A 23,227-nucleotide genomic window follows, 5' to 3' on the forward strand; every position below is an offset into this window, starting at 1 on the left:
GCAATTGACAATGTATAATGGGCAAGGGTTATGCATTGTCAATTGCCCATTTACATATTAAACATGGATATTATTTTCATAAAATAAAGCACCCTAAATTAGGGTGCTTTATGAAAATACTATTATTCTGCTATTTCTTCAAGATTTACTGGGTAAATGCTAACTTTTTTCTTATCTCTACCCATTCTTTCAAATCTAACAACTCCGTCTTCCTTAGCAAAAAGAGTGTCATCTCCACCCTTTCCAACATTAGTTCCAGGATGAATCTTAGTTCCTCTTTGTCTAACTAAAATGTTACCAGCTAAAACGAACTCCCCGTCAGCAGCTTTAACTCCTAATCTTTTAGATTCAGAATCTCTACCGTTCTTTGTGCTACCTGCTCCTTTTTTGTGAGCAAATAATTGAAGGTTCATTATCATCATACTATTGCACCTCCTCTTCTAATAATCTTATATATTCACTATCTTTTTTACTTCCAAAACTTAACTTTAGAGACTGCATCAAGCTTTCTATACTTTTTTCAAAGGTTAATAGTAATACCTGACATTTCTCTAAATCTTGATCTTTAAGATTTGATAAATTGATATGTAAGAAACCATCATTTATCTTATACTTAACCTTAAGCTTTAATACCTCTTCAATACCTATTAAAGTACCTTGAGATAATACAGAAACGGAATTGCAAATCAAATCATAAGCATCTCCACTTTTCTCTAATTCAGCCTTAGATAAAGCATGACCTTCTATCTTAAAACCAAGTCTTAAATTCTCTTTTTTAAAAATCTTAATCTCAATCATAATAATTAAGCTTCGATTTTTTCGATTACTAACTTAGTGTATGGTTGTCTGTGACCAGTCTTCTTTCTGTAGTCCTTCTTTGGCTTATACTTGAAAACTGTGATCTTCTTAGCTTTACCTTGAGATAAAACCTTAGCTACAACCTTAGCACCTTCTACAACTGGTGTACCAACTTTTAAAGCATCGCCATTTGAAACTGCTAATACTTCTGTTAATTCAACTGTTGAGTCAACTTCAGCGTTAAGTTTTTCAACGAATATTACGTCTCCTTCTTGAACTCTGTATTGTTTTCCTCCTGTAGATAATACTGCGTACATCAAAACACCTCCTCTTATTACGGTCTCGCCAACCGAGGTACAAAACTCTAGGCATTGTTTAAATAAAAACCTCTTATGTGCGGTTTAACATCTGCTATTGTATCATACTATTATGTAGATTGTAAAGGAAATTATTCATATTTTTCATAAGCATTTATTTTATAATTTTTAACATTTTCCTTTTGGCTATTAAATATTAATGGCTCTATTTTATAGCCTTCAATTCCATCTACAAAATTTAGATATATTTCATTTTTTAAGGAATTAATATTGGCAACAAATGAGAAGATATCACCTCTCACCATTTCTTCATAATTCTTATCAAGTTCAATATAGAATGATTTAATAGAATTTTCTTTTTCAGCCTTTATTACTTCATTTTTTATAAGTTTTTCTATATATGATAGTTTTAAAACAAAGCCTTCCATATTACATCTCTTGCAGCCTTCTTCTAGATATTCATATATAGATTTTCCTCTTCTTTTTCTAGCAATTTGCACTAAGTCTAGCTCTGTAAATGGAAAGACCTTAACATTGCCCTTATCTTCTTTTAAAGCATCCTTTAAAGCATCCATAACTATGGCTTTTTGTGAAAAATCTCTCATATCTATAAAATCAATAACTATTATTCCACCTAAGTTTCTTAACCTAATTTGTCTACCTATTTCTTTTGCAGCTTCCACATTAGTTTCTAATATAGTTTTATCAAAACTTCTACCTTTAATATTCTTTGATGAATTTACATCTATTACATACATAGCTTCAGTTTTATCTATTACAATATTTCCACCACAATTTAATGCTACTTTTTTATGTCTAAGCTTTAGAATTTCTTTTTCTATTCCATAAGTATCAAATAGGCTTGTTGTTCCTTTATACTCTTCTATTATTATATCCTTGCTTTCAGCAAGTGCTTCCTTAACGGCTTTAGTATCTTCTTCATTATTGATTATTATTTTGCATTTATTACCTAAGTTTTCGCTAATAACCCTATTTAAAATCATATTATCACCATATATTTTACCTAGGTTTAAGCTATACTTTAACTTTTGTTCCATTTCATAAATAACTCTTAATAATCTTATCTTTTCCTCTAAAAGTGCCTCTTCACTTGCATTTACTGCTTCAGTTCTAATAGTTATACCATATCCATCAACAGGACTAATAATATCTGAAATCTTTAATTTTTCTTCCTCATTGCTAATTCTTTTAGAATAATTAATACCATAACCACCCTTAGTTATTACCATAAATCTTCCTGGTACGCTGATGTTTTTACTAACCTTAGCACCCTTATTATTTATTGGTTCCTTAATTATTTCTACTAAAAATTCTTGTCCCTTTTTTACACCTTCTTCCTTTAGTTCTTTACTAAAGTACATATAGGCTTCTTTCTCTAAACCAATATCTATGAAGATAGAGTTTATAGCCGGAACTATATTTTTAACTCTACCTTTATAGATTTCTCCTATTTTGGGTTCATCAGAATTTTCTTCAACAAAAGATTCCATAAGAGTGTTATTATCCTTTATAGCAATTCTTAATAACCTTTCATCTCTTTCAATGAAAATTTCCCTCATAAAATAATACACTTCCCTAAATAAATTTATATATTGGTATGTATTTATTATCACTAAATACATACATTTCTTCTCTCTTTATATCTATAAATGCATCTAAAGCTATTTCAGGAATGTTATTTTTAATATATTCTGCAACTAAATCTGGGGATAAATGCTCCCTACTTCCTGATGAAATTAGAATATTTAGTACTAACTCATCATCGTTTACCCAATATTTCATTTCCTTAATCATAGTTTTTAGATTAACTTCTTTTTCACCTTTTTTACTTTTCTTAATAGTAGTCCAAGCTTCCTTAGCATATAATTCTTTCATCTTAGCTTCTGCAACATTTGAATCATTACATATCATTTTTATTGTAAACCTTGCTGCATCAATTAATGCCATACTTTGAGGAAGTTTCTTTTCCCCTTCCTTGTTAACTACTTTTCTAGCTTCTAAAAATTTAATTCCAGATGCAGTTTTTTCATTTAATCTATTTATAATTTCTTCTTCTGGTAATTCTTCTACTAATACTATATCCATATATTCAGCTGAAGAGTAAACTCCAACAGATAGGGGTTGCGCTATTGATAATGCCATATGAGGATTAAATCCCTTTGAATATTCCATTGGAAGATTTGCTCTTCTTATTACTCTTTGTATTGTTCTCATTAAATCTAAGTGAGAAATAAATTTAATGCTAGATTCTTTAGTAAATTTAATTACGTAACGCACCTTCAAAACACTTCCCTTCTTTAAAGTTAACATTTATTCCACAACCTGTGCATCCTTTTCTACAGTTTTGTGTAAGTTCTGCCCTCTTAGCTTTTTCATTTTCAACTTCTAGATATTTTCTATTAACTCCAATATCTATAAAGTCCCATGGAAGTATTTCATCATAACTTCTATCTCTATATACATAGAAATCTTCATCTATATTACATTCCTTCATAGCTTCTAGCCATAGTTCATAATTGAAGTACTCTGACCAACCATCAAATCTTGCACCCTTTTCAAATGCCTTTATTAATAGCTCACAAGTTCTTCTATCTCCTCTAGCAAAGACAGCTTCCATAAATGAAGTTTTTTGCTCATGATAGTTATAGTTAATTGCTCTAGTTTTAATAGCTCCCTTAACTGCATCTATCTTATTCCATACTTCTTCTGGTCTAGCCATAGGTGCCCATTGGAATGGAGTAAATGGCTTTGGTACAAGTATTGATGTACTTACAGTAATCTTTAATCCCTTAGCTCTCTTTTCCTTTGGAATTTCATAGTAAACAGCAGCCATCTTTTCTGCAAGCTCACCAATTCCAGCAGCATCTTCTATTTCTTCATAAGGAAGACCTAAGATAAAGTATAGCTTAATAGTACTCCAACCTGACTCAAAAGCACTTTTAGTAGCTTCTAATATTCTTTCTTCAGTTAATCCTTTATTTATAATATCTCTCATTCTTTGAGATCCAGCTTCAGGAGCAAAAGTTAATCCAGTTTTTCTTACCTTTTGGATTTCCTTTATTAAATCTACTGAAAAGGCATCAACTCTTATTGATGGTAGAGCTACACCTACATTCTTGCCACCATGTTCTAATATTAAACTACTAACAAGGTTTTGAATATCTGAGTAGTCACATATACTAAGCGATGCTAAAGAAACCTCTTGATATCCTGTTGCATCTATCATTTTTCTTGCTTGATCTAGTAATGTATTAGTAGTCTTTTCTCTTACTGGTCTATAAATCATACCTGCTTGACAGAATCTACATCCATTAGTACATCCTCTTGATGTTTCTAAAACTACTCTATCATGAACTATTTCAGAATAAGGTACTATCATATCTAAAGGAAAATCTACCTTATCAAAGTTATTTATAATTCTCTTTTTAACCTTTGCAGGAACATCATCGTACTTTGGCTTAAATTCTTTTATAGTTCCATCCTCGTTGTAAGTCACATCATATAAAGAAGGTACATAAACACCTTCAATCTTAGCTATTTCTCTTAAAAACTCTTTTTTCTTTCCTTGTCCTTGATATTTTTTATAAACATCTAAGACATCATTCATGATTTCTTCACCTTCACCAATTTCAAAGAAATCAACTATATCATATAATGGCTCTGGATTATATGCACAAGGTCCTCCAGCCATTATTATTGGTTCATCTTCTCCTCTTTCTGAGGCTCTGTATGTAATACCAGCCATATCTAGCATGTTTAATATATTTGTATAACTCATTTCATATTGAAGTGTAAATCCTAATATATCAAACTCTGTAAGAGGATCCTTTGTTTCTAAGGTCATTAATGGAATTTCATTTTCTCTAAGCTGAGCTTCCATATCTGGCCAAGGTGCAAATACCCTTTCACAATATGTATCTTTTCTTTCATTTATAGTATGATAAAGTATTCTTGTTCCTAAATGAGACATTCCAACTTCATAAACATCTGGGAAACAAAAAGCAAATCTTATGTCAACTTCCTTTGGATTTTTTACTACTTGATTTAACTCTCCACCAACATATCTTGATGGCTTTTCAACCTTATATAAAATATGGTCAGTTAATTTTTTCATACATCTTCCTCCTATAACGGAATTTAAATAGGTGCTGTCACCAACAGCTCAAAATCAAAAATGGAGAATGTAGAACTATTTATTTAATTTTACATTCTTCATTATTCATTTTACCTTGTGCGACAGCACCTATATCTTTATCTTTACTATTCTAGCATATATAAATCTAAAGGTAAATCTATTACTAAGATTTATATCCACTATTATTCAACCCACTTTTAGTAACATTAGGATTTTGATTTACATATTCCTCTAAAGTCATATTACCGTAGTTTTTCAATGCATCGATTAATTCATCTTCATTTAATATATAAATAAGTTTCATATCATCATCTAAAATATAAAAAGTATTAAACTTATTCCTATCTACTAAAGCTAATACATTAACAAGACCTTGCTTGTAATAAACTGATATTATCTTATTTTCTATATATTTATTTTTTAAAATTTTATTTCTTTTTTTAACTATGTTACCCATAGTTATATACATCGAAGTATGAGCTTCCATTCTAGTAATATATATTATAATTCCAGCACCAATGAAAATACTGAAATTTAAACTATGTAGAAATATATAATTTAAAATTCCTATACTAATAAATAACCCTGCTACTATATAACTAATTATACTTATTATTTTTTGAGCTTTTTTAAATAAAATCTTTTTAGTTAAAAGTATCTCTAGTATCCTAGATCCATCTAATGGATAAGCAGGTAGTAGGTTAAATACAGCTAACCCTATGTTTAAATTAATACTTGTCTCAATAAAATTATTATTATATCTAAAGTTTAACAAATAAAGAATTATTGCAGATATAATATTAAATAGTGCACCTGAAAAATACACTATAACCTTCTCCCTTTCCTTAAGGGAATTAATATCTCCAAGCTCTGCATTTAATCCAAAAATATGAAAATTTATATTATAAAATTTACATCCATATATATGAGCTATAAAAATATGTGTTAGTTCATGTAAAAGCACCCATACAAAAGCAAGTCCAAACATACTGTTATAACTACTTATTAATAATATTAATATTATTTCTGCTAATATTTTTTTTACGTCTTTTTTCATTTATATCTCCCTATTAATTGCTACAACACTATATAATCACCTTCTATTTCATAAATATTTCTTTTATAACTTTAAATCACTTTTCAAATCCTCGTATTTATCTTCAAATATATTAAATACCCACTTATAATTTATACCTATAGCTTCAGCCTTATCTAATATCTTACTATAATCATAAGTTCTATTAACTTCAGCCTTTATAGTGCTATATATAGCTTTTGCTTCTTTATTAGGTAATACCTTTAAAGTAAACACTCCCAAAGACAATAAAAATGTAATTATAAGCCTAGCTATAAATTTATCTATATATTTAAACTTCTTCTTCTCTTGTTTCATACCATAAGTACCTGCTCTATAACTATAATTACGCACATTAGAAGTATTAGGGTATATATCTTCTCTACTAGAAAATAGCTTCTCTTTTTTATTATCCTTTTCTTTTACCTTCCCTCTTATCTTATTGTAATAATCACTATAAGCTTCACTATAATGATTTATCATACACCTCTCTCCCTACTCTCAATACTGTATAATATTTTTCTCTATTAAATCTATGCGTGGTTGGGAATAAATTATACCTCATGGGAAGTATATATATTATGCTTAGGCTTCGTCGCATGCTACAAGTCACTCTTTACATAATATATATAATCCCCATTTGATAAATAAATCTTGAGTTCTTTTGCCTACTAAAGAAAGAAATTCAGCAAGCTGAATTTTAATTAAGATTATTAGTTGTTTTGAAATTAAATATCAATCTTATGGAAATATATGTTATTATCAATTTATAATATAGTACTAAAATATGTTTGATAAATAGTAATTTACTTATTAGATTTTTTATATTATGAAAGGGTGTGTATGTAATGGAAAAGATTATTTGGGTTACAAGTTGGTCTGGAATGAAAGCTAATGATGGTTTAAATGAAGTGAATACTTATTTAGAACAAGGATGGAAAGTAAAATTAATTTCTGCTTGTGCTATGGGAGATTCCATTAATTCAGGACAAGCATATATAGTTTTAGAAAAATAAGAAAAGAGAAAAGTCACCTACTTCGATAAGGTGGAATTTAAAAGTAGTTAATTAAAGTTTTTAAGGCTATAGAATAACGGAGGGATTAATTTGTATATTAAAGTACTATCTGAAAGTGAAAAAACGGAATTAAAGAAAAGATCTATCAGAATAAAGGAATTGCAAGAACAAGGAATATGTTTTGGGTGTTATAACTTTGAAACAGACGAGATATTCCCAGGAGAAGGTTTAATCATTTATGAAGATGATAAAGTTAGATGTCAATTTGAAAGATTTCCAAGGGCAACTGGACAAACAACAATAGTTTCAAAATCTCATTATGAGGACATTTCTGAAATGCCTCTTGATTTAGGTACTCACATATTAAAAGTATCAAATGCAATCATAAAGTTGCATAAAGAAATTATAGGTGCAGAAAAGGTATATATGTGTACATTGTGTGATGGCAAAAGAAATCACTTGCACTTTTCATTATTCCCTCGCTTAAAAGGAGAATCAATTGGCTTTAAAAACTTTGTTAAGGAAGACGGCCTTTTAATGGATTATCATGAAGAAGTTGAAATATATAGAGAAAAAATGAAGGAGTTATTCTAGTTCAATAAAAATATCTACACTCATTCATACAATTATAATTTCATATTCAATAATGCGATATATAAAAATACGTATTAAAAAACAAATATGGTTTAATAAGTATATTAGTACCGCTTAATTGTAAGTGAATATAAGTTAGTTGTTTATTATATGCTAGTTATAAATAGGAATCTAAAGGAGATAATCAATATGAATAATTATTATATTGGTATAGATTTAGGTGGTACAAATATAAAATCTGCTATATTTAATACTAATTTTGAAAAAATATCAGAACACAGAGTACAAACACATGCTGATAAAGGTTCTGATGTTGTTTTATCAAGAATGTTAAATAGTATTGAAGAATTATTAAAAAGCTCTAGAATTTATGCAAGCGAAATACTTTGTATGGGAATTGGAGTTCCTGGATTATTGGATACTAAAACAGGAATATCAAAATTTTCTCCGAATTTTTCAAAGTGGGAAAATGTCCATGTATCACAATGGTTTGAAAGCAAATTGAAAATTCCTACATTTATTGATAATGATGTACGTATGAATTTATATGGAGAATTGTATTTTGGATCAGGAAAAGGCAAAAGCAATGTTGTTCTTATAACTTTAGGCACTGGATTAGGATCAGGTGTTATAATAGATGGACATGTATTATACGGTACTACTGGAAGTGTAGGAGAAATTGGGCATATGAATATGTATCGCTCAGGGCGACCTTGTCGTTGTGGAAGTTATGGATGTTTAGGTAGATATGTGTCTGCCATTGGTATGTTAAGAACATTAAAAGAGAAATTACAAAATGGAAATACTAGTGTAATTCATGACTGGGTAAAAGGTGATTATGATAAAATTACTGCCAAAATGGTATCTGACGCTTTTGATAAAGGTGACAAGGTAGCTATAGATACTTTTTATGAAACGGGAGAACTTTTAGGTTATGGGCTGGCTAATGTTATCAATTTATATAATCCAGAATGCATTATCATTGGCGGGGGCATGGCTGCGGCTGGTGAGAGATTGTTAAAAAGCACAAGAAAAATTGTAGATACTCATGCGTTACAAATTTCAAAGAATACTTGTGAGATTGTAATAGCATCCTTAGGGGATTCATCCGGAATGCTAGGTGCTGCAATTTATGCAAGCAACCACATGAGAAAAGAAGAATAAATTTCACAATAATAACATAATTTATTATTTCATTTAATAAAGATAAAAAAATAGAAACTCAATCTAAACTGAGTTTCTATTTTATCTTCTTCTAAAATTCTATTTATAAAGATGTTTTATTTTCTTAGGAGCTATTATTTATAATCTAAATCTGTAGGTACTTTGTAGATTTTTCCTTCTTTATGAATCTTGTAATATATGAAATAATCGTTCCTCCAGTAAGCATTGCAAAAATTGATCCAATTCCAAAAACTCCACCTAATAACATTCCAACTATACAAAATATAACATCTATAACTGTTTTACAGATCTTATAGCTTATATTATATTTCTCTTCTATGTAATATAAAACTCCATCAAGTCCACTCATTCCACTATCCATAGATATTAATATAGCAAAGCCTAAACATATGGAAGCATTCCCTACTAAGATAAATATAAAAGAACCTATTAGGCTATTTGCACTTATGACACTTCCAATTATAATCATATAAAAATCTAGAAAGTATCCACATGTGATAGCATATAAAAAACTTCCTATCCCTAAGGACTTTCTATTAACAATTATTGCAAGAATAATAAAAAAACCATTATACAAAATACCAATTAAACCATAACTTAATTCGAAGTATTCATGAAGTCCCTCCAGTAATAGGGTAATAGAATCCCCTCCTAAACCTGATCTTAGAAATAAACTTGCTCCTAAAGCCACAAAGTTTATAGCTATTATACTAATTATTACTTTTTTTAATGTCTCCATACTCTCCTCCTTTTTTGCTCACCCTTAAATTATCTAAGAAATTAGAGATTACTACAAATATACTTTTGCACCTTTAAGTGAAAATATTAAGTTGAGCACAGAAGGTGAAGTTCCTCATAATAGAAGTATAAGTTAGATTAAAGGAGGTTATTATTATGAATTTACCAAACAAATTTCCAAAAAATTTTTTATGGGGTGGTGCAGTAGCTGCCTGTCAATGTGAGGGTGCTTATGATGTTGATGGAAGAGGATTATCTACCTCAGATATCCATGAATATAATAAACATCTTAATAGAGCATGTATTGAAAAAGAAGGTGGCGGTAAATTAGAAGATATTAAAAGAAAGATGGCAGATACAGAAGGTTATTACCCAAAAAGATATGGTATTGATTTCTATCATACTTTCAAAAGTGACTTAGCACTAATGAAAGAACTTGGATTAAAAGCTTTCAGGACAAGTATCTCATGGTCTAGAATATTTCCAAAAGGTGATGAATTAACTCCAAACGAAAAAGGATTAAAATTCTATGATGACCTTATTGATGAAATAATTAAAAATGATATGGAACCTATAATCACTATGTCTCATTACGATATTCCTCTTCATTTAGTTACTGAATACGGTGGATTTGGTAATAAGAAAATGATTGAATTCTTCGTAAGATACGGTGAAGTTCTTTTAAATCGCTATAAAGGTAAGGTAAAATACTGGATTGTTTGTAATCAAGTTAACTTACTTCCAACTGTTCAATTTGGTTCTCTTGGAATTTATGATGATCAAGCAGAAAATATGGAAGAGCTAATGTACCAAGCAGTACATAATCAATTTGTTGCTGGAGCCAAAATAGTAGAACTAGCAAGAAAAATAGATCCAAATGCTCAAATGGGAACAATGGTTGCAGACGGTACTCTATACCCTGCTTCTTGTAAACCAAATGATGTTGTTCTAGCAATGAAGAAAAACCGCATGCAATATTACTTTACTGATGTACAATTAAGAGGAGAATACCCAATATTTGCTTTAAGATACTTTAATGAAAATAACATAGATCTTAAAATTGAAGAAGGTGACTTAGATTTATTAAAAAATAACACTATGGACTACTTAGCTATATCTTATTACTCTAGTTCAATTGTAGATTCTACAAAAGATACTATGGCACCATTTAAAAATTCACTTAATCCAAATCTTGAACCTACACCTTGGGAATGGCGTATGGATCCATTAGGATTCTATAATAGTCTTTCTCAATATTGGGATAGATATCAAAAGCCATTAATGATTGCTGAAAATGGATTTGGTGCATTAGATGTTGTTGAAGAAGATGGCAGTATCCATGACCCTTATCGTATCGATTTCTTAAAGAAGCATATTGAGCAACTTAAAGAATGCATAATGGATGGAGTAGATATAATCGCTTACCTTTCATGGGGTCCTATTGATATAGTTAGCTCTTCTAGTGCAGAAATGACAAAAAGATACGGATATATATATGTAGATATAGATGACCTTGGTAAAGGTACTAGAAAAAGATCTAAGAAAGACTCATTCTACTGGTACAAACAAGTAATAGACTCCAATGGTGAAATACTATAAAATCCAGTTCAAATTTATTATAAAATAGGAACTCAACTTCAAGCTGAGTTCCTTCTTTAATTATTTCGCTCATTTTTTATTTTAAATCTAAAATTACTAGTAAATATAATATGTGAAATAAGAATATAGCGACGCACTCAACAATAATTCTTAAAATTCAGCTCGTCTGAATTTTTTCCTTTAGTAGGCTTGCATCTACAATTTTAAATTGTTCAAGGAGTTTTTAACATATTGTGCGTAAGCCGACTTGGAGCTTGCGACGGAGGCCGAGCATAATATGTTAAAAACTCCTGTATAATTTAAAACCATTATTCTAGAAGTAAATTTTCTTTCTTCTCATTCCAACATTCATAACTAAGCCTATAGACATAACTGTAGTTAATAATGAACTTCCTCCATAACTTAGAAGTGGAAGAGTTATTCCTGTTATAGGCATAAGACCTATAGTCATACCGATATTTTGCAACAATGCAAATAGGAAATATGATGCTAATCCTATACATATTATTGTTCCAAAAGTATCTTTTGATGTTCTTCCTATAGCAATCATTTTAGAAATTAAAAGTCCATATAATAACAGTAAGAATCCAGCTCCTACAAATCCAAATTGCTCTGCAATACTTGCAAATATAAAGTCTGTTTGAACTTCAGGAACATATTGTGGTGCATATCCTACTGAGGTTTCATTAGTTACTGAATTTCCTTGTATTCCTAATATTCCACCATTCCCTATACTTATAAGTGATTGTCTTAACTGATATCCAGCTTCAGAGGTATCAGATTCAGGATTTAAGAAAGATGTTATTCTTTTCTTTTGATAAGGTGCTATTATTCCAGAGTTCCACACTATAATCACTGCTAAAAGTAATGATAGTAGTCCTCCACCTATTATCTTAATATCTAGTCCTGCAATAAAGAATATTCCTAAAACTATAAAGAATAAAACCATAGTCATACCCATATCAGGTTGAATTACTATAAATATCGCTGGAACTATCGCATAAAAAGCCATCTTAAAGAAATTCTTAAGCTCATTTATAGTCCCATCCATTTCTTCTAAAACTTTACCTAGCATCATTATTGTTGCTATTTTGGCTAATTCTGCTGGTTGAAAGGATAGTGGACCAAGTCTTATCCATCCCCTTGCACCATTTATATCAGTACCAATAAACATGGTTACTATTAATAATGCAATAGATCCCCAATAAAAAAGAGGCGTATAAGATTTTAGTAATGTATAATCAATTGCTACTACAAAATATAATGCTACTAAGCATACTACAAACCAAACTGCCTGTCTCTTTAAAAATAGGGTCCCATATTCAACGTTACTTGCATAGTATATATTTACTATTCCAAATATCATTAATGATATCATAGAAAGTAGCATTACCTTGTCTATTTCTTTTAACTTCTTTAAATCAATCTTAAAATTAGATAATGAAAACATATCCTAAACACTCACCTCCATTTTTGATCTTAGATTTATTATATCCAAAAAACTTATGTTTCTCCATATTATCTTCTATGAATAACAAAAATTTAAGAAATTATTAATTATTCATATTCTAGGTATTCTCTTTAACTTAGATATAAATTAACTAAAAATAAAAAATTCATATTACTTTTGCCTAAAGAAAAACTCAGCCTAAGCTGAGTCCCTTATTAATTTCTGTAATTTAAAACAAATTGCTCTCTTAATTCTTAATTAATTTTTGATATTTTTAATAGGAATATTAGCTACAAGAGCAGGGTTGTTCCCGTCTACATTTTCACTCTTGCTTACTGTTAATTCAACATCATCAATATCTATTTCTATATATTTAGATAATACCTCTAATATTTCCGCTCTAATTTTATCAAGGGTTTCATGAGGCAAATCCCCTCTATCATGTATTAATATTAGCTTTAATCTATCTTTAGCAACATCTTTAGGTGTTTGTCTATTGGAAAATTTCTTAAAAAAATCCACCTCTCTCTCCCCCTTTACTAACGTTTAAATAATTTCTTTAATGATGCGAAGAATCCTTCTCCACCAGTTTTTAAATCCATTAGTGGCACTTCTTCTCCAGTTAATCTTCTAGCTATATTTCTAAAAGCTTGCCCAGACACAGACTTTTCATCTAATACTATAGGCTCACCTTTATTAGTAGATACTGTGATATTCTTATCATCAGGAACTACTCCAAGTAACTCTATTGATAAAGTTTCTATAATATCAGAGATATCTAACATATCCCCTCTTTGAGTCATTTCATAATTTAACCTATTTATAATTACTGAATGATCATCTAATCCTTTAGCATCTAGCTTACCAATAACTCTATCAGCATCTCTAACAGAAGTAATTTCTGGATTTACTACAACTACAGCCTTATCTGCTCCTACTACTGAATTTTCAAATCCTTGTTCAATTCCAGCAGGACAATCAATAAGTATATAATCAAAATCCTCCTTAAGCTGATTTACTATCTTAAGCATATCTTGAGGTCTTATATCATCTTTATCCTTAGTTTGAGCTGTTGGTAAAAGGCAAAGATTTTGATATCTTTTATCCTTTATTAATGCTTGTTTTAATCTACATCTGTTTTCAATAACATCTGATAATGTATAAACTATTCTATTTTCAAGTCCCATTAAGACATCTAAATTTCTAAGACCAGTATCTCCATCTACTACTACTACTTTTTTATTTAAAGCGGCTAATGCAGTTCCGATGTTTGCAGTAGTTGTTGTCTTTCCAACTCCACCTTTACCTGATGTAATTACTATAGAAATTCCCATATTATTATCCCTCCAACACTATCTATATTTCAATAAATAAATTACATTAATGCAGTTCTGTAAAGTTATAAGTAAAAAGAACTACTACGTAAAATATTTTAATTAAAAGCATAGATTATTTAATTATTATTTAAGTTGATAAAATACTTATCTGATATAAATATGATTAATATAAAGTATAACTTTGTATAATTTATACTATATTAAAGCTTATATATATTTCTTGGGTAAATAAGGTTCTACCACTATATTGTTATCTTTTATTTTTGCAAGCTCTGGATAAGAAGGCTTAATACCATCTTCTGGAGCTATAGTTACAATATCTGCAATTTGTAATATTTCTGGTTGAAGGTTAAAAGCTGAAATTATAGCTTTTTTATTTCCTCCCATTCCAGCATGAACTTGACCTTTAATAGTTCCTAGAACTACTATGTTCCCTCCCGCATATACTTCAGCACCATGATTAATATCTCCTACAATCACGATATTTCCATAATACCTTACAAGTTGTCCACCTCTTATAGTTTTCTTTATAAATTTAGTTTTTCCTTCATATATTCCATTAAAAATTTTATTTTCTTTCTTTTCCTTAGCTCCAGTTTTCTTTATAGGTTCAAAAACACATTCTTTAATTTGAATCTTATTAAATAAGGTTTCTTTTAACTGTGCTACTTCTTCTTCTTTTAATAAATCTAAGTTCGTTTCTATTTTAATAGATGATCCCTTGTAAAAACCTTTACCCACAGATAACTTTTTAACTAATGCTTCTAGCATATCATCAAAGTTATTAAATCTATCCATATCTATAAAGGCGTTTATTCCGTCACTATTACCTCTAATTTGAATACTATGTACTTTCATTGGCCACCCTCCACCAACTTAAACTTTACTTTTTAAAATTTTTGTCACATATCTATAATTATACAATTAATTTATATATATTAACAACAGTATTTTTTAACAAACTCCCATATATCCCTAATTCCATAAGATTTTTATAATATTATTACAATTATTTCCCAATTATGAAGATAAAGCTTCAATAATCTCCTTAGAAAGACATCAAAACCTTTCTTAAACTTTTTCTCTCCTAATTCCCTCTAAAACTCATCAAAGTAAAGAAACTCAGCAAAAGCTGAGTCCCAAAACTTAATAATATAATTCAGAAGAAATTATTTCCTTAATTCTTCATTCTTAATTTTTTATTCTTAATTATTAATTAGCCGTTGTATCTATCTTTATGCTATCATCCTTATTATCCTTAAGAGGTGAGTCTTGAACATACTTTCTAAAGGATTCTGATTTTGATGCATAAGATGGATCCATTTTTAATAACTCCTCTTTAAAGAAGGCTTCATAAATTGCCTTATGAATAGTTGCACCTTCACTACCTCTTTTACCATCATAGATAGTTGAGAATATAGCTATTTGAGGATCATCTAATGGTGCAAAACTAATATAGTTACCATAAGCTAATCTACCTTGAATAACATAGTTCTCATCTGTACTAAAGTCGGCAGTACCTGTTTTACCTGCAACCTTTATAGGAAAGTTTCCAAAACTCTGATATGCAGTACCATTACTTGGACTAGTGTTAACTCTATACATACCATCCTTTACAGCTTGTAAATATGATTCCGGTATATCTAATTCATCTACCAGCTCAGGTTTATATTCCTTTATTACCTCTCCTGTTGGAGTTGTAACCTTATCTACAATGCTTACCTTATATCTCTTACCACCACTAGCTAAAGTAGCGACATAGTTTGCCATTTGTACAGGTGTAACATTATTCATACCTTGACCTATAGCACTAGATATAATTTGACCTGGAGTTATAATTTCAGTTGTAGCGTTATTTATAATGTAAAAGGCTATAGCATCTGCTATTACTCCAGCTTCCTCATTAATATCTACACTTCTCTTTTGGGAAGTTTCAACTACTGCGCTTTTAAACTGAGGAGAAAGATCCATAATTTTTTTAATATATGGCAATAAGCTTTCTGCAAACTTAGTATTATCTGTTATCTCTTCATCAGTCCCTACCTTTTCTAATGCTGCTTTCATTTCATTCTTTAATGCAGTTTTTGCTTCCTTTAAGTCATCTGGATCGCTTTCATTATCTGCTATATCAAAAGGAACAAAGGAATAACGATAATAGACTCCCTTTTGTAAATCTTCTACTATTCCATACATAGGAGTATCTACTATTTTCTTTTTCCAAGATTCAAAATTATATACTTGCCCAAAGTCTTCTTGTATTTGAATACCTGTTGATAAGCTCTTTTCTTTTTGATCCTCTTGTGACATACCAAGTCCAAACTTCCATGCATAATGTGCTAAAGTGTCTAAGGCTTCAATATTACCGCCATTAATAGCTCCACCATTTTTCTTATATAATCTATATCCAAGTTCATAAAAATAGTAGTTTGATGAAACTTCTAAAGCCTTTCTTAAGTCTGTAGCACCATTAGCTCTTCCCTCAAAGTTTTTTAATATCATCCCTGGTAATTCTTCCGTACTCCAAGTTCCGTTATTATCCATCATAACTTCCCCTTCAGTTACTACACCTTCCATCAATCCAGCTATTGCTGTAATTGGCTTAAATGTAGATCCAGGAGGAAGTAATCCTTGTGTTGCATAGTTAAAAAATTTCTTAGGGTAAGTATCAAACTTATCTACTCTTTTCCCAGTATCTTCATCCATAGGAAATAAGTAATCTATTCCTCCAGTAGCTCCAGTCCTTTTTATAAATTCTTTGGCATAAGCATCTATATCAGGATCAAAGTATTCTTGTGATAATTCATCAGTAAGTTTTCCTGGAATTGAAAAGACATTAGGATCATAATCTGGGTAACTTGCCATAGCTATTACTCTACCTGTATTTACTTCTATAGCTACTACAGCACCTCTAGTTGCATTAGGAGCTATACTACTTCTTACTCTTTCTAGCGTATCCTTCAAAGCTTGCTCAGCTGCATACTGTACATTCTTATCTATAGTTAAATGAACATTATTCCCTGGGTAAGAATCTAATCTAAATAATTCTTCTGTAACTCTCCCCTTAGAGTTTACTTTAACTGTAGTTCCACCTTTAACTCCTTTTAATTGATCTTCAAAGGCTGATTCTATACCAGCAATACCAATTAAGTCAGAAGAAGCATCATATCCTCTTAACTCATAATTAGTTTCCTTAGAAGAATCTATTGATGATAGATATCCTATAGTACTAGATGCTAAAGTATTGTAAGGATAATATCTAATTGGTTTTTTACTAACATCTATACCTGGTAAATCATTTAACTTTTGATAAACTATAAAGGCAGTATCTTGTTTAATATTTTCAGCAATATCAACTGCTCTATACCCCTTAAAGCTTTGCATTTTTATAGCATCTTTAACTACCATGTATTGTCTTACTTCTTTAAGTGAATATTTAGTTAAAAGCTCATCAAGGATTTCCTTACCGGACATCTCCTCATATTTGTCATTATATGCTTCAAGCCTAGCATTATAAGCCTTATTAGTTTCTCCTTCTTCTTGAACTGGAACTGGATTTACAAGTTCTTGAAGATTATATATCTTAACAAGTTTATAGAAAGTTTCTTCTGGTGAAATTTTAAGTAGCTCTTTATCTACTAAAGCTATTTCATCATCAGTAAAGTCTGTTTCTTTACCTTCAAACTCAGCCTTCTCTATTTCCTCATTAAGGCCTCTATCTCTTTTAAATCTTACTTCAACTATTTTCTTAGTATCAGCATCATCAGTTTTAAAGTCAAAATAGAACTTGCCGCTACTATCTAACTTTAACAATAAATCATCTTGAAATTCTTCACCATTTTCAGATAAAATCTTAAAAACATTACTCATAGTTTCATAAAAATTTTCATTTTCATCATTTGGCTTAGTATAAGTTAAGTTATATGTTTGGATATTAGTAGCTAATATATTACCTTCACTATCATATATTTTACCTCTAGGTGCATCTTCAGATATAAGTCTTGTAGAACTAATATCAGCTCTTTCCTTATAATCTGCATGCTTATATATTTGGAGGTAAACTAATCTTGAAAGTATAGTAGTAAAAAGTACTATCATTATAATATTTAAAACAAAAAACCTAGAAATCTTCTTCTTTTTTTTCGGTTTATTTACTATCATTTAAACCTCCATGACTTCTTTTTATAATTATTATCATAAAGTCTTAAAACAAAATTGTACCCTAGAAACATAACAACAGCATTATAGATTGATGAATAAATACCTATTGTTCCATTAACAGTTTTATCAGATAACTTTAATATTAAAGCTATAGCAAAAACTTTTAATAATGATAAGAACACTGTAGATACAACAGGTATTAATTTCTTTTCTCTATATATGTTTTCACCTATAATTGCTGCAAGTAGGCATAAAAGCATATTAATAAAAGAGTTTACTCCAAAACCATTGTAAAAAAATATATCTTGTAGTAACCCTGAAGTTACCCCTATAATAACAGCTTCTTTTCTTCCATAAATAATTGAATAAGCTATTGCAAATGTGAAAATCAAAGTTGGATAAGCACCTTTTATAGAAAAGAAAGGCATAAGAGAGTTATCTAATATTAAAAGTAATAACGAAATTAAAACTAAAATCCACTTCTTCATAAACTACCCTCTAATTCTCATATTTTACTTCCCTAGTTTCTGTAGGGATAATAACAAATAAATCCTCAAGATTACTAAAGTCAACATATGGCTTTACTATTGCAGTCTTCATAACTCTAATATCATCTGTTTCTACTGACACTACTTCACCAATTCTGACTTCCTTAGGATAAATCTGTCCAAGTCCTGAAGTTAATATAACATCTCCTTCTTTTATAGCAGAATTAACAGGTAAGTTTGTAACCTTAGTTAACCCATCATTGCTACGAGTTACATATCCTTCTAATATACCTGTAGTTTCTCTAGTGCTATTTACCATAACAGAAACAGCTATATTTTCACTTAATAAGCTTTCAACTATCGCCCAATTAGTTCCTGTACTGGTAACCTGTCCCACAAGCCCCTTATCAGCAACTACTACCATGCCCTTTTTAAGCCCATGATTTTCCCCCTTATTTATAACATATCCTTGAGTATAACTTTCTCCGCTATATCCTATAATTTCACACCCAATATATTCATAACTGCTTTTAGAATCTGTAAAGTTAAGCACTTCTCTTAACCTATCATTTTCTTCCTTAAGCTTATCGTACTCTAATAACTTATTTTTAAGTTCAATATTTTCCTTTGTTAAGTCTTTATTTTCATTTTTTACCTCTGAGAAATTAAGAAAAAAATCCAAAGTTTCCTTTACCTTATCACTAATAGAGTAAACAACTTTTTGCAGAGGATTTATTGTAGTACCCACACCACTTGAAAGCGCATCTTTACTATCACTATTAACTGTATAAATAATTATTCCTAAAAAGGCAACTGACAGCACTATTACAGTTACTGCCAGTTTATTCTTAAAGAGCTTCATTATTGACCTCTTTGAGTTCTACTTAGTTCATCAAAATTATCTAATGCTTTTCCTGCTCCTAAAACAACACAATCAAGTGGTGATTCTGCAATATGAACAGGCATATTTGTTTCATAGTTAATTAGTGAATCTAATCCTCTAAGTAAAGCTCCGCCACCAGCTAACATTATTCCTTTTTCCATTATGTCTGCTGCTAATTCAGGTGGTGTCTTCTCTAAAGTTGTCTTAATTGATTCTATGATAGCATAAACAGGTTCCTTTAATGCTTCTCTAATTTGATCTTCAGAAACTTTAACGGTCTTTGGAAGGCCAGTTATCATATCTCTTCCCTTTATGTCCATTTCTCTTACTTCATCATCTACTTTATAAGCTGAACCTAATTCCATTTTTACTTGTTCTGCTGTTCTTTCACCTATCATTAAGTTAAATTCTTTCTTTATATAAGCGATAATTGCTTGGTCTAATTCGTCCCCAGCAACTCTTAATGATTTGCTTGTAACTATTCCTCCTAAAGAAATTATAGCTACTTCTGTAGTTCCTCCACCGATATCAACTATCATGCTACCAGTAGGCTCTCCTACAGGAAGTCCAGCTCCAATAGCTGCAGCCATTGGCTCTTCCATTAAAACTACATCTCTAGCTCCAGCAAACTTTGCTGCTTCTTCTATTGCTCTTCTTTCAACTTCTGTTACACCTGATGGATAACATACTATTATTCTTGGGCTAGTAAAAGCACTTTTGCTAGCAACCTTTTCTATTAATTTCTTAAGCATTGTTTGAGCTATATCAAAATCTGCTATAACTCCATCTTTTAAAGGTCTAATAGCAACTATATTTCCTGGAGTTCTTCCTATCATTAATTTAGCTTCAGCACCTACTGCTAAAGGTTTTCTAGTTGTACTATTTATTGCTACAACTGAAGGTTCGCTTAAAACTACACCTTTACCTTTTACAAAAACAAGCGTATTTGCTGTTCCTAAATCTATTCCCATATCCTTATTACTACTGAAAAATCCCATTTGAATTCCCCTTTCGTTTATATTATTCCTTTTTCTTTCAAACTTACATACTGATTTTTTCCAATTATTAAATGATCTAATAGATCAATTCCTATTATCTTACCACATTCTTTTAATCTGATCGTTATATCAATATCCTCCTTGCTTGGAGTTGGATCCCCTGAAGGATGATTGTGACAAACTATTATACTAGAACTACTTCTTTTAAGAGCTTCTTTAAAAATCTCCCTTGGATGAACTATTGAAGTATTTAAACTTCCAACAAAGACATCCTTTAGTCCTATTATGTTATTCTTAGTGTCTAGCATTACTAATCTTAAAACCTCTTGCTTTAAAAACACCATATCCTTCATTAAAATTTTTGCTATATCATTTGGAGAAGAAATTTTATCTCTTTCCTTAAGTAAAACGGATTTACTTATTCTCCTAACTAATTCTCCTACAGCTAAAATTTGACTAGCCTTTTTATTTTTAATACCTTTTATCTTAGTTATTTCTTCAATACCAGCATCCAATAAACCTTCTAGTCCATCTAATTCAGATATTATTCTATTGCTTAAAGTGATTATATTTTCCTCTTTAGTCCCTGTTCTTAAAATAATTGCAAGAAGTTCTGCATTATTTAAAGATTCAGGTCCACTTATTAAGAGCTTTTCTACAGGTCTTTCCTCTTCTGGCATATCTATAACTTTAACATTACTCATTTTACACCTCAAAATTGTAATTTATTATAAATATTGCCAAATTGCCTATTCCTTAATCTTTTTAAGCATTTTATTTAAAAGGTTTAATGGTAATCCCACTACATTATAGTAGCATCCATTTATCCCTTCAACAAACACTCCTCCGAATCCTTGAATTCCATAAGCTCCAGCTTTATCTAGTGGCTCTCTAGTTTTTATGTAATCTCTTATTTCCTTATCTGATAAATTAGAAATTCTAACTTCAGTATAAAGAGAAGCTTCCTCTACCTTATTATTGTACATATTTATAAGTACTATACCTGAATATACTCTATGAGTTTTACCACTTATACTTTTTAATATATTATAGGCATCTTCTTCATTTTTAGGTTTTCCTAAAATCTTATCTTCTAGTACAACTATTGTATCTCCTGCAATTATTATTGCATCTTCTTGAAGACATTCTTTAGTACTTAAAGCTTTTCCTTTAGCTAAATTTATTACATATTCTTCAACATTTCCATTAAAAACAACAGAGTCCTCATCAAAATTACTTACTAATATTTCAAAGTCATCTACTATCCTATGTAATAATTCTTGTCTTCTTAAAGATCCAGAAGCTAATACATATTTCAAACTTATCACTTCCTAATTTGTGCATATTTTTAGTCTCTACAAAAGGTTTAACTAAAACACAAAAATAAAGACAAAGATATTTGTCCTTACCTTATATCTAATATAGTTTATCATTATATAAGCTTTGAAACAAGTAGCTTTGCCCCTCTTTATTCAATTTTTATTTAATTGTAATAGTTTTGTTATTTTTTTCTAAAATACCACTTTTATACTTTTATTTTACTTAGTACTGAATAAATATACTCAAGTTCAGCCGCTATATTTTCCTTGCTAATATTCTCATTTAATGTCTCTATATGTTCCTTATATTCCTTCAATATTTCTATTTTTTCCCCTTCAGATAACTCTGGAAGTTCTTTTGACCAGGCTTTAAAGTCATTAGTATTAACGTCCTTAACATCATCCTTTTTAGCAGTATTAAGTATTTCTAAATATCCTTCTGTAATTGCAAGTATTTGTCCTTCAACCTCATTATTTTTATCTAATGGTAAATTTACTTTGATTGCCTCAACACCGTTTCCTTTTAATCCTTCAACAACCTCACTACTATCTGATTCTTTTGCTATTCCTGCGATCACTCTATACTTTCCATCTGAATCTTTTGCAATAAAAGAATCATAACTTGAAGGAATCTTTCCTAAAACTTGTTTTGCATTTTCTTCCTTAGAGAAGTATCCACATTGAATTAAGGAGTAATTTTCAATTTCTTTTTCATTGTTACTTGCATCTTCTTCTATAGGTATATTAGCATCTGTAGCTTTTAATTTATTTAAGTCAGGAATAATTTTAAGTAAAAGCCAAGCTGCTATTAAACCTATAGCAACAGCTGATAGAGTAGTTATCATTAAAGAAGTAAAAAGTTTTGCCCCATGATTCTTCCTTTTGTAATTATACTTTGTGTACTTCATTTTACCATCCCCCTCTTTCTATACTTATATATATTCCTAGTGCTCTTATTATATTCATTATGTAAAACAAAAAAATTAAAAGTTAAAGTAAAAAGAAGGTGCTATCGCACAATGAAAAATTAATGACAAACCTCCTAATGTAGTTTTCAAAAAAATATTGATGTAACTATTTTCTAATTACATCAATATTTATTCATTTTCATTATCT

24 protein-coding genes are annotated in these 23,227 nt (G+C 29.9%); 4 read left to right on the top strand and 20 right to left on the bottom strand.

Translation table 11 applies throughout. The features are described from left to right. Positions 1 to 122: 122 nt before the first annotated feature. From rpmA to E6248_RS00105, 8 genes are all read right to left on the bottom strand, one after another. Positions 123 to 422 (bottom strand): 50S ribosomal protein L27, encoded by a 300-nt coding sequence (gene rpmA, locus E6248_RS00070; RefSeq protein ID WP_136005974.1) that lies wholly within the window; start codon positions 420 to 422, stop codon positions 123 to 125. A 1-nt stretch (position 423) separates the two neighbouring features. Further along, a complete protein-coding gene (locus tag E6248_RS00075) occupies positions 424 to 798 on the bottom strand; it encodes a ribosomal-processing cysteine protease Prp (RefSeq protein WP_316338813.1) in 375 nt (124 codons plus the stop codon). Between the two features lie 5 nt (positions 799 to 803). Continuing rightward, positions 804 to 1,115, bottom strand: coding sequence for a 50S ribosomal protein L21 (rplU, locus tag E6248_RS00080; protein WP_136005970.1), 312 nt, complete (start codon positions 1,113 to 1,115; stop codon positions 804 to 806). Positions 1,116 to 1,246: 131 nt separating this feature from the next. Continuing rightward, positions 1,247 to 2,695: a ribonuclease E/G gene (locus E6248_RS00085; RefSeq protein WP_316338814.1), complete on the bottom strand. Its 1,449-nt coding sequence runs from the start codon at positions 2,693 to 2,695 to the stop codon at positions 1,247 to 1,249. A gap of 16 nt (positions 2,696 to 2,711) precedes the next feature. Beyond that, positions 2,712 to 3,413, bottom strand: coding sequence for a TIGR03936 family radical SAM-associated protein (locus E6248_RS00090; RefSeq protein ID WP_316338840.1), 702 nt, complete (start codon positions 3,411 to 3,413; stop codon positions 2,712 to 2,714). Further along, a complete protein-coding gene (locus tag E6248_RS00095; protein ID WP_316338815.1) occupies positions 3,397 to 5,250 on the bottom strand; it encodes a TIGR03960 family B12-binding radical SAM protein in 1,854 nt (617 codons plus the stop codon). The genes E6248_RS00090 and E6248_RS00095 overlap by 17 nt, the downstream gene beginning before the upstream one ends. A 184-nt stretch (positions 5,251 to 5,434) precedes the next feature. Beyond that, positions 5,435 to 6,328: a site-2 protease family protein gene (locus E6248_RS00100; protein ID WP_316338816.1), complete on the bottom strand. Its 894-nt coding sequence runs from the start codon at positions 6,326 to 6,328 to the stop codon at positions 5,435 to 5,437. A gap of 63 nt (positions 6,329 to 6,391) precedes the next feature. After that, a complete protein-coding gene (locus E6248_RS00105) occupies positions 6,392 to 6,829 on the bottom strand; it encodes a peptidase M23 (protein WP_316338817.1) in 438 nt (145 codons plus the stop codon). 365 nt (positions 6,830 to 7,194) lie between these two features. On the opposite strand from E6248_RS00105, the gene E6248_RS00110 reads away from it, so the two are divergent. The 3 genes from E6248_RS00110 to E6248_RS00120 all read left to right on the top strand — a co-directional run bounded on the left by E6248_RS00110 (position 7,195) and on the right by E6248_RS00120 (position 9,120). Beyond that, positions 7,195 to 7,362, top strand: coding sequence for a hypothetical protein (locus tag E6248_RS00110; RefSeq protein WP_316338818.1), 168 nt, complete (start codon positions 7,195 to 7,197; stop codon positions 7,360 to 7,362). 90 nt (positions 7,363 to 7,452) lie between these two features. Continuing rightward, positions 7,453 to 7,956, top strand: coding sequence for an HIT family protein (locus tag E6248_RS00115; protein ID WP_316338819.1), 504 nt, complete (start codon positions 7,453 to 7,455; stop codon positions 7,954 to 7,956). Between the two features lie 189 nt (positions 7,957 to 8,145). Continuing rightward, positions 8,146 to 9,120: an ROK family protein gene (locus E6248_RS00120; protein ID WP_316338820.1), complete on the top strand. Its 975-nt coding sequence runs from the start codon at positions 8,146 to 8,148 to the stop codon at positions 9,118 to 9,120. A gap of 145 nt (positions 9,121 to 9,265) precedes the next feature. On the opposite strand, the gene E6248_RS00125 is transcribed toward E6248_RS00120, so the two are convergent. Next, complete coding sequence (locus E6248_RS00125; RefSeq protein WP_316338821.1) at positions 9,266 to 9,880, bottom strand: hypothetical protein; 615 nt, start codon at positions 9,878 to 9,880, stop codon at positions 9,266 to 9,268. Between the two features lie 155 nt (positions 9,881 to 10,035). Between E6248_RS00125 and E6248_RS00130 the strand changes: the two genes are divergently transcribed. Beyond that, the gene (locus E6248_RS00130; RefSeq protein ID WP_316338822.1) at positions 10,036 to 11,478 is read left to right on the top strand and encodes a glycoside hydrolase family 1 protein; all 1,443 of its coding nucleotides are present in this window, start codon (positions 10,036 to 10,038) and stop codon (positions 11,476 to 11,478) included. A gap of 313 nt (positions 11,479 to 11,791) precedes the next feature. Here the strand turns inward: E6248_RS00130 and rodA are convergent, their stop codons facing one another. From rodA to E6248_RS00185, 11 genes are all read right to left on the bottom strand, one after another. Further along, positions 11,792 to 12,928 (bottom strand): rod shape-determining protein RodA, encoded by a 1,137-nt coding sequence (rodA, locus tag E6248_RS00135; protein WP_316338823.1) that lies wholly within the window; start codon positions 12,926 to 12,928, stop codon positions 11,792 to 11,794. Positions 12,929 to 13,186: 258 nt separating this feature from the next. Then, on the bottom strand, positions 13,187 to 13,450 hold the full coding sequence (minE, locus tag E6248_RS00140) for a cell division topological specificity factor MinE (RefSeq protein ID WP_316338824.1): 264 nt from the start codon (positions 13,448 to 13,450) through the stop codon (positions 13,187 to 13,189). A gap of 17 nt (positions 13,451 to 13,467) precedes the next feature. Then, the gene (gene minD / locus E6248_RS00145; RefSeq protein ID WP_136005956.1) at positions 13,468 to 14,262 is read right to left on the bottom strand and encodes a septum site-determining protein MinD; all 795 of its coding nucleotides are present in this window, start codon (positions 14,260 to 14,262) and stop codon (positions 13,468 to 13,470) included. Between the two features lie 210 nt (positions 14,263 to 14,472). Continuing rightward, positions 14,473 to 15,123, bottom strand: coding sequence for a septum site-determining protein MinC (gene minC, locus E6248_RS00150; protein WP_316338825.1), 651 nt, complete (start codon positions 15,121 to 15,123; stop codon positions 14,473 to 14,475). A gap of 354 nt (positions 15,124 to 15,477) precedes the next feature. Further along, positions 15,478 to 18,423 (bottom strand): penicillin-binding transpeptidase domain-containing protein, encoded by a 2,946-nt coding sequence (locus E6248_RS00155; RefSeq protein ID WP_316338826.1) that lies wholly within the window; start codon positions 18,421 to 18,423, stop codon positions 15,478 to 15,480. Next, positions 18,420 to 18,911: a rod shape-determining protein MreD gene (gene mreD, locus E6248_RS00160; RefSeq protein ID WP_156626283.1), complete on the bottom strand. Its 492-nt coding sequence runs from the start codon at positions 18,909 to 18,911 to the stop codon at positions 18,420 to 18,422. Before mreD ends, E6248_RS00155 begins: the two co-directional genes overlap by 4 nt. 10 nt (positions 18,912 to 18,921) lie before the next feature. Continuing rightward, a complete protein-coding gene (mreC, locus tag E6248_RS00165) occupies positions 18,922 to 19,773 on the bottom strand; it encodes a rod shape-determining protein MreC (RefSeq protein ID WP_316338827.1) in 852 nt (283 codons plus the stop codon). Further along, entirely contained in the window at positions 19,773 to 20,792 is a 1,020-nt protein-coding gene (locus tag E6248_RS00170; protein WP_136005948.1) for a rod shape-determining protein, read from the bottom strand. The genes mreC and E6248_RS00170 overlap by 1 nt, the downstream gene beginning before the upstream one ends. Positions 20,793 to 20,809: 17 nt before the next feature. Beyond that, entirely contained in the window at positions 20,810 to 21,496 is a 687-nt protein-coding gene (radC, locus tag E6248_RS00175; protein ID WP_316338828.1) for a DNA repair protein RadC, read from the bottom strand. 45 nt (positions 21,497 to 21,541) lie between these two features. Beyond that, the gene (locus E6248_RS00180; RefSeq protein WP_316338829.1) at positions 21,542 to 22,111 is read right to left on the bottom strand and encodes a Maf-like protein; all 570 of its coding nucleotides are present in this window, start codon (positions 22,109 to 22,111) and stop codon (positions 21,542 to 21,544) included. Between the two features lie 206 nt (positions 22,112 to 22,317). Further along, positions 22,318 to 23,019 carry an SPOR domain-containing protein gene (locus tag E6248_RS00185; RefSeq protein WP_316338830.1) on the bottom strand — a complete coding sequence of 234 codons (702 nt, stop codon included), beginning with the start codon at positions 23,017 to 23,019 and terminating at the stop codon, positions 22,318 to 22,320. Positions 23,020 to 23,227: the final 208 nt, after the last annotated feature.

Source organism: Clostridium sp. (assembly GCF_032552055.1).
Lineage (GTDB): Bacteria > Bacillota > Clostridia > Clostridiales > Clostridiaceae > Clostridium.

Excerpts from the sequence above, each read along its gene's own strand:
- E6248_RS00085 (WP_316338814.1), bottom strand. The coding sequence starts at position 2,695 with ATGAGGGAAATTTTCATTGAAAGAGATGAAAGGTTATTAAGAATTGCT.
- minC (WP_316338825.1), bottom strand. The coding sequence starts at position 15,123 with ATGAAAGTACATAGTATTCAAATTAGAGGTAATAGTGACGGAATAAAC.
- radC (WP_316338828.1), bottom strand. The coding sequence starts at position 21,496 with ATGAGTAATGTTAAAGTTATAGATATGCCAGAAGAGGAAAGACCTGTA.
- rpmA (WP_136005974.1), bottom strand. The coding sequence starts at position 422 with ATGATGATAATGAACCTTCAATTATTTGCTCACAAAAAAGGAGCAGGT.
- E6248_RS00075 (WP_316338813.1), bottom strand. The coding sequence starts at position 798 with ATGATTGAGATTAAGATTTTTAAAAAAGAGAATTTAAGACTTGGTTTT.
- E6248_RS00110 (WP_316338818.1), top strand. The coding sequence starts at position 7,195 with ATGGAAAAGATTATTTGGGTTACAAGTTGGTCTGGAATGAAAGCTAAT.
- E6248_RS00120 (WP_316338820.1), top strand. The coding sequence starts at position 8,146 with ATGAATAATTATTATATTGGTATAGATTTAGGTGGTACAAATATAAAA.
- mreC (WP_316338827.1), bottom strand. The coding sequence starts at position 19,773 with ATGAAGCTCTTTAAGAATAAACTGGCAGTAACTGTAATAGTGCTGTCA.
- E6248_RS00100 (WP_316338816.1), bottom strand. The coding sequence starts at position 6,328 with ATGAAAAAAGACGTAAAAAAAATATTAGCAGAAATAATATTAATATTA.
- E6248_RS00130 (WP_316338822.1), top strand. The coding sequence starts at position 10,036 with ATGAATTTACCAAACAAATTTCCAAAAAATTTTTTATGGGGTGGTGCA.
- E6248_RS00155 (WP_316338826.1), bottom strand. The coding sequence starts at position 18,423 with ATGATAGTAAATAAACCGAAAAAAAAGAAGAAGATTTCTAGGTTTTTT.
- minD (WP_136005956.1), bottom strand. The coding sequence starts at position 14,262 with ATGGGAATTTCTATAGTAATTACATCAGGTAAAGGTGGAGTTGGAAAG.
- E6248_RS00170 (WP_136005948.1), bottom strand. The coding sequence starts at position 20,792 with ATGGGATTTTTCAGTAGTAATAAGGATATGGGAATAGATTTAGGAACA.
- rplU (WP_136005970.1), bottom strand. The coding sequence starts at position 1,115 with ATGTACGCAGTATTATCTACAGGAGGAAAACAATACAGAGTTCAAGAA.
- E6248_RS00095 (WP_316338815.1), bottom strand. The coding sequence starts at position 5,250 with ATGAAAAAATTAACTGACCATATTTTATATAAGGTTGAAAAGCCATCA.
- E6248_RS00185 (WP_316338830.1), bottom strand. The coding sequence starts at position 23,019 with ATGAAGTACACAAAGTATAATTACAAAAGGAAGAATCATGGGGCAAAA.
- mreD (WP_156626283.1), bottom strand. The coding sequence starts at position 18,911 with ATGAAGAAGTGGATTTTAGTTTTAATTTCGTTATTACTTTTAATATTA.
- E6248_RS00125 (WP_316338821.1), bottom strand. The coding sequence starts at position 9,880 with ATGGAGACATTAAAAAAAGTAATAATTAGTATAATAGCTATAAACTTT.
- E6248_RS00105 (WP_316338817.1), bottom strand. The coding sequence starts at position 6,829 with ATGATAAATCATTATAGTGAAGCTTATAGTGATTATTACAATAAGATA.
- rodA (WP_316338823.1), bottom strand. The coding sequence starts at position 12,928 with ATGTTTTCATTATCTAATTTTAAGATTGATTTAAAGAAGTTAAAAGAA.